The sequence below is a fragment of the Frigoribacterium sp. CFBP 13712 genome (assembly GCF_014842255.1).
Classification (GTDB): Bacteria; Actinomycetota; Actinomycetes; order Actinomycetales; family Microbacteriaceae; genus Frigoribacterium.
In genome coordinates, this window is record NZ_JACYVH010000036.1 from 1 (window position 1) to 369 (window position 369).

Genomic DNA, 369 nt, shown 5'->3' on the forward strand with positions numbered 1-369 from the left:
TGGGCAACGGGTACATCACCTTCACGGTGACCCACACCCCGGTCACGGGCGACGAGACGAAGCAGACCCTGCGTCTGTTCTCGGACCAGGTCGCCCAGGGCGATCTGATCGTCACCGCCCCGATCGATGGCGCGGGCCACGACCAGCCGGGCTGGGTGACCTTCACGGGCACCGGCACGACCTGGTCGAAGGTCACGGTCAGCGACGACACTGCGGCTGCGCCGTCGACCGCGACCGTTCAGGTCGATGGTTCGTGGACGGTCCGCCGCTGGGTCGGGACGACCGCGACGACGTTCACGGTCACCAGTGAGCGTGGCGGCATCGCCAACGGCAGCGAGACGCTCGAGTTCAACGTCGGCGAGGCCACGG

At 68.8% G+C, this 369-nt stretch carries 1 protein-coding gene; it reads left to right on the forward strand.

Translation table 11 applies throughout. The features are described from left to right. A partial coding sequence (locus IFT51_RS15670; RefSeq protein WP_192061852.1) for a hypothetical protein occupies positions 1-369 on the forward strand: 369 nt, incomplete at both ends.